This window comes from Paenarthrobacter sp. CM16 (assembly GCF_013179505.1).
Taxonomy (GTDB): domain Bacteria; phylum Actinomycetota; class Actinomycetes; order Actinomycetales; family Micrococcaceae; genus Arthrobacter.
In genome coordinates, this window is record NZ_JABMCX010000266.1 from 1 (window position 1) to 6,497 (window position 6,497).

Sequence of the window (6,497 nt, forward strand, 5' to 3'; positions counted from 1 at the left end):
TGAAGTTGACGACTTCACATTCACTGATCCCGGTTACAAGGGCGTCGAGTTGAAAAGGCGTGTCGTCTACTGCCGCGGTGGCGAGTTCTTTCTCGTCATAGACAATGTGTTCAGCACCGATGAAGTCTCTGCCAGGCAGCGTTGGCACCTTGACACCGACACTGCAGTGGCAGACATTCCGGGCGGCCTAAGGTTGGAGCGTGACGGCGCGTCATCCTTCCTTCTCTGGAAGGGCAATGCACCTGTCATCTCGACTGTGAAGGGATCAGAAGAGCCGTTCGACGGCTGGATGTCCAGAAAGTGGATGGAGAAACTACCAACCCAGGTTGTGTCCGCGACACAAAGTGGACGCCGATTCCGATTCATCACCATCGTTGCTGCACCGCAATCGGGCAACTTTTCTGTTAAGAAGATGGATGCCACGGGCGGACGAATTGCGTTGAGTGCGCTCTCCGGACGTTATCAGTTCAACCTGACCGTGGAAGAGGATCGCGCTTCTGTGACCCTCGGCGAAGAAGGAACCATTTCCTCAGAGCTGGACGACGTAAGGTCAGCCTGGCTAAAGACCATGGACCTCTGCCGAGACGCTGGCGTGGAGTGGGCTGCACCCAAACCAAACGGCGGCCTGTTCAGCACCAGGTATTGGGGCGAACTGAAAAAGTGGATTGCCCAAGAGGGCGGCTCTCGAAGGGCGCGCCTTGAAACTTTGAGCATCCTGCTCAATCTCCTTCTCGACGCCCCGGATAGCTCGGGCGACGATCAAGGTCTGCGTACAGCCATCGTGGATCTCCTGGGAAACGACCTCGCCGAGGAAACCGGCCTGAGCAACAGCTCTTTAGGCGTAATGCGCGAACCTCTGATTGCCTGGCCCGGAGTTGATCTTCGGTCTAAGACTTATGGCCGCCAGATCCAGACCATCAGCTCTCCGAATGAGATCAATTTCGAGTACAGCGAGAAGTCCAAAATCTACTCCGCCAACTTGGGAGGATTGGTCCTGCCTTTCGCAGTAGGAAAGGGCCCTTCAGATCTCTTGTCGGTCAGGTTCCATGGCGCAATCAATAGAACCAAGACAACACTGCCTTTCTTCCAGGGACTGACTTCCGAACTCATGGAAGGAGGGAACCACGCAGTCTTCCAGGATCCCTCACTGGACCTCAACAAGAATATGACCCTCTCTTGGTACCTCGGGGACGGCAGTATCAATATCCACCGGTTTATGGCTGAGTGCATCCGAAAGCTTCAGCTCGAAACCAACGCCACCCGCATCCTCCTGTCTGGCAGCTCAGGCGGCGGATTTACTGCATTGCAGGTTGCCGCCTACCTTCCCGATTCCGTCGCGCTTGTCTTCAACCCACAAACGGATGTGAAGGAGTACTTCCGGACAAGCGCCGATGTCGCACTTTCCACCTGTCTGAAGAATGATGTCGATGTGGAAGAAGCACGCGCCTTTAGGCTTTCAACATCGGTAGTCGAAACGTACGCGTTGCTGGAACATCTCCCCCGTATCCTCTATATCCAGAACACAGGCGATACCCACCACGTCACAAAACACCGCGATCCGTTCCGTTTAATGCTGGATTCTGAACACAGCAACTACAAAGACAGGATCGAGTTCGTTGATGTTGAGTGGGGACCTGGACACGTAGCCGCAAACGCTGAGCGCTATGCCCATTTCCGTTCCGCAGCCTTGGAGCACTTTCCGACGAGTGCCAGTTCATTAATCAACTGATGCAACACTTTTGCACCGACCAGATTTCGTTGACTTAGGAAATACGTTGCACATTAACAGAAGACTCAGTTCTGACAGGACCATCGGCCTTTCCGCGGTTGCGGGTTTTGGCTTCATATTCGTAGGCGGCTTGCTAGCCCTCCTGCCGCAGGCGGTTTCACCTGCAAGCACAGTGGCAATCATCGTCTTGTTTACAGTGGCGATCGTCGCCTTCAGCTTTGCCAGTACCGGTTTGATCGCCAGGCTGAAGGAAAACCGTCGCTTGCAGCGGGAATCCCAGGCCTCAATTAAGAAGTACCTGCTGACTCTGCAGCGACAGCTGACCGATCTGGCGGAAGCCCAGAGCGCCTCCACAGCACAACTAACAAACCTGGTGGAAGCCAACAGCACCTCCACAGCACAGTCGTCCCCGCAGGTTCACGAAGCAACAGAAACAGCGTCCGTCCCCGACCTCGAGTCAGAAGCCGAGCGTGATCGCTTGCTTCAGCTAGTCGAAGACCTCAAAACTGAGCAAGAAGAACGGGTCCGGGAGGTCGAAGGACGCCACCTCGAGCGGCAGTTTGATCTTGTGGCGCTCGACGGCAAGAACTGGCACTCATTCTCCGGTTCGGAGGTCAAGAAACTCGCCGAAAGTCAGTTCAAGGCCCAGCCCTTGGCGGTCTACGAGATGCTCGAAGCCCATTCGGTCTTTGAGAAGATCAATATGACATCGCTGCGTGGTCTGGCAAGTGAACTGCGCAAGCTCGGCTACACGGCCAAAAGCCAGTACGTCCTGCGAGTGGTTCTCGACCGGAAACACAATGACAAATTGGCCGCTGCAATCGCGTTACGCGATGAAGAAGTCAAAATCTTCTCCGGTGCCTTCAAGCCCGAGCCGCAAGGACCCTACGAGCGTTTCACTCCCAAGCCCAATTGCATCCTTCATGTGGTCGGCAAGGTTCTCCCGACGACACAGTCGGGTTATACGCTGCGTACGCACTATACGGCCCTGGCCCAAATAAAGTCCGGGCTAGAGGTACATGTGTGCAACCAAGTTGGCGATGCAGTGAACGCGGACGCAGCACCTCAGGTGGAAGTCGACGGCGTCACCTACCATCTCCCGGCTGGCCCTATCCGTCTGAACACTCCTTTGACTACCTGGCTGAGCGCCAATGTCGAGGAACTCGCGCGAGTGGTTGCCGAGGTACGCCCAGCTGTTCTTCACGCCCACTCGGACTTCTTCAATGCCCTGTCTGCCCGGGCTGTTGGCGACTATTTCGAGATTCCTGTGATCTATGAAAGCCGCGGGTTCTGGGAAGAGTCCTGGCTTTCCCGTATGGCCCAAGCCAGCGGCATCGAGGACATCGAAGCCTTCAGCAATCGCTGGGGCACCCCTGACACCTACGCTTGGCGTCGGGAACGTGAGCGTGACTGCAGGGAAGCAGCGGACCATGTGTTCACCCTGGCTGAGGTCATGAAACGCCGGATCACGGCCGAAGGGTGCCCGGAGGACAAGACGTCTGTAGTGCCGAACGCAGTTAGCGGTGACCAATTCCCGGTTCAAACTCGAAATGCCGAGTTGGCAGGCAAGCTTGGTATCCAGAGCGACGAGATCGTCATTGGTTACATCTCATCCCTGGTCGAATATGAGGGCGTACCGGTACTCATCGATGCTTTCCGCCAGCTGCGTGAACGCCTTAACGTTCCGGTTCGTCTTCTGGTGGTAGGCGATGGACCCGTTCTTGATTCCCTCAAGGCCACAGCTGCCTCGCTTGGACTTGACGACGCGCTCTTTACAGGACGGGTGCCCCACGAGGACATCCTGGACTATTACGGGCTGATCGACATCTTCGTTGTGCCACGGACAGCAGCGGCGGTTTGCCAGCTGGTCACGCCATTGAAGCCCTTCGAGGCCTTTGCAACGGGACGAACAATTGTCATGTCCGACGTCGACGCGCTTAAGGAAATCGCGGAGGCAAGCGGCTCAGCTGCCCTGTTCCAAGCTGGAAACAGCGGCTCGCTCGCGGATGTACTCTCCGACCTCGTTTCCAGCCCTGAGACACGGAGCCAGATGGCGGCAACCGGCGCCGCTTGGGTCCGTGAAAGCCGTTCGTGGGAAGCCAACGCTGCTGTCTATAACGACCAATATGCGAATCTGGCGGCGAATGCAATCCGTGTCTGAACTGCTGTTCCAGCAACTGGCGGACGCTGACATTGAAGCACTTTCCCAGTGGATCGCTTCAAGTCACCGCCCCGACCTTTCGGATGCGGTCTGGTTTGACAGCTTAGCTAGTGATTCCCAATCTGACGTCGTCATGAATAGTTGGAAGGCTGGGGACTACGACCGGCTGGATCTCTCGCTGCCACTTGCTTGGGACAGTCTTTGCGCGGACGACAGGAGCTGGGGTTCCCAGCTTCACGGCTGGAAGTTCATGGACAGGCCAATCCAGGAGTTTATCCGGACAGGTGACAAGGCGTACCTTCAATGGTGCTTGGATCGTGCAGTCTCTTGGTCGGAACGCTATTCCGACCAAGAGACTGGCAACGCGATTGTCTGGTACAACATGGCGCTCGGACAGCGCGCCCTTCGGCTCGCCGGCCTGATCTACCTAGGGGCAAAAAATGGCATAGCCCTCGCGGAACTGCGATCCCTGCTCAGTGCCGTAGACAGGCACAGGCACGAATTCTCTTTGGAAAGCTCGTTTAACCCTCGCACCAACCACGGCTACTTCGTGGCTATCGGTCAAACAGTACTAGGCACAACTCTCGAAGCTGTGCCTGAAATGAGCGGGCTGGCCGAAGAGGGCCGCGAACGGCTTGCCGTCATGATCCGAACACAGTTTCTTCCGGACGGCGGTCACAGCGAGCATTCGCCTGAGTACCACCGGATGCTCATGCAGTCCTTCCAGATCGCGGTGGACAACGGCCTGATAGAAGATTCCGATTTGACCAGCCGTCTTCGCAAGGCCGCCGACTTGCTGGGCTGGATGATCCAGCCCAATGGCTCGCTCGTTCCGCTGGGTGATACTCCCTACGTCAACATGATTGACGGGAGTCATCCTCTGACGCTGAGCCCCGAAACAAATTTCCTAATGTCCGGAGGTTCATTCGGCCAGGCGTGCAAGGCAGAGCTCGGGGTATTCCAGGAGTCAGGCTACGCCTTTGTCCGTTCCCCACAGCCCCAGGGAGAGACGAAACCACCAACCTCGTCTTACCTCGCTTTCACAGCAGCATTCCATGGCAGGGCTCACAAGCATGCGGACGATCTCAACTTTGTCTGGTATGACCGTGGGCAAGAGATTTTGGTCGAAGGCGGCCGTTACGGGTATGGGGCACAACTGCCCGTTGACTCCCCCCTTCGCTCGGACGGTTTCTATTACGCCGATCCTTTCCGACGGTTTGTCGAGTCCACGATGGCCCACAACACAGTGACCGCCAATGGCAGAAACCACGACCGGCGTCGCGCTCCCGCAGGCTCCGGCCTTGGGGTATGCGAGCAAGTGGGAGACGTGTTCATCCTGCAAGGGCGTATGGAGCATGGAGGATGGATACATCGGAGGAAGATCGAGTTGAAGCCTGGCATTGGTCTCACGGTCACAGATGACGTGCAGTCCACAGACGCGATGAAACGCGACTACCAGGTCTGGTTCAATATCTCTGGGGAACTGGATTCAAACTCGTCCCCTTCTGCAGGGCTCTCGTGGTCCTCGCCCGGTGGAGAATGGAACCTGACGCTGGAGACGGAACCCGGCGTTTTGGTCAATGGCCCGATTCGTGAATCCGACAGCCCCCTCCGAGGCTGGCGGTCAGTCGAGGACGGAACCCGTGAAGGTGTCTGGTCCGTCTGCCTGGAAGCCCCGAAAACCCGTCATTACGTGTTTACGAGCAGATTTACCTTCGACAGCGCCTACGATTCCCGCAGGGCGGATAATAATCCGCGAAAATATGTTTAGCAGTAGCCGAATGCGTTGGAGGGTATGCCAAACCAGTGCATCCTTGGTTCATGCGCCCTCGTCATCAGGCAGCGACAATGTGACGTGAATTCCCCTCTAAACATTGGGCAGTTCTGATACAGCAGGTAACGTTGGCCTTTAGTAATTCCGACTGAACAACCGGGGAACTCATGGGCTTAGGCACCGACTATGTGACCAATGAATATGAAGTTGGTTTGCCGCCGCTTCGTATGGAGCGCAAGGCAATTTGGGACTACTACAGGATCGAGTTCCTGCCGAACGGCTACCCGGGCCGCCGAACTGATGGGGTGCTCATGGCGCATCCGATCTACGGTCCGTACGTGATCACTGACTACCTGATCCAGTTTGGCCTCACGGATGATCCAGTATTCCTCAAGGCTGCCATTCAAGTCGCAGACGTTTCTGTTTCAATGATGGAACCCTTGCATGACGGATTGGTATTCAACTATGACGAGGTAAGGGCCAAGGTTTCCAGCAAGAAGGGTACCTGGTACAGCGGCCTCACGCAGTCCCGCTATGTGGACGTTCTCAGCAAGCTCCTGGCCTACCCGGATACCGAGCGCTTCCGTGAACCGCTAAAAGCTGTATTGAACAGTTTGACCATCCCTGTCCAGGATGGAGGGGTGGCCCGCTACACCAGCGAGGGCGGACTGATCATCGAAGAGTACCCCGCAACCTTCCCGAATTGCACGCTTAATGGCTGGACCACAGCGACGTGCATTCTCTTGGATGTCGCGAAAGCCTCAAACGATGACCGTGACTGGGACGTGTTCAACAAGTCCGTTCAAGGCATGGAAAGTATCATCAGCCTTTAC

General features: G+C 56.3%; 4 protein-coding genes. All 4 read left to right on the forward strand.

Going from position 1 to position 6,497, the window contains the following annotated elements; genetic code table 11:
* Positions 1 to 193 precede the first annotated feature (193 nt).
* Positions 194 to 1,729 (forward strand): hypothetical protein, encoded by a 1,536-nt coding sequence (locus HP499_RS19025; protein WP_216660161.1) that lies wholly within the window; start codon positions 194 to 196, stop codon positions 1,727 to 1,729.
* A 172-nt stretch (positions 1,730 to 1,901) separates the two neighbouring features.
* Entirely contained in the window at positions 1,902 to 3,890 is a 1,989-nt protein-coding gene (locus tag HP499_RS19030; protein WP_172325733.1) for a glycosyltransferase, read from the forward strand.
* Positions 3,883 to 5,661 carry a heparinase II/III family protein gene (locus tag HP499_RS19035; protein ID WP_172325734.1) on the forward strand — a complete coding sequence of 593 codons (1,779 nt, stop codon included), beginning with the start codon at positions 3,883 to 3,885 and terminating at the stop codon, positions 5,659 to 5,661. The genes HP499_RS19030 and HP499_RS19035 overlap by 8 nt, the downstream gene beginning before the upstream one ends.
* A 191-nt stretch (positions 5,662 to 5,852) precedes the next feature.
* Positions 5,853 to 6,497: D-glucuronyl C5-epimerase family protein (locus HP499_RS25510; protein ID WP_216660162.1), on the forward strand; the 645-nt coding region annotated here is incomplete at its 3' end.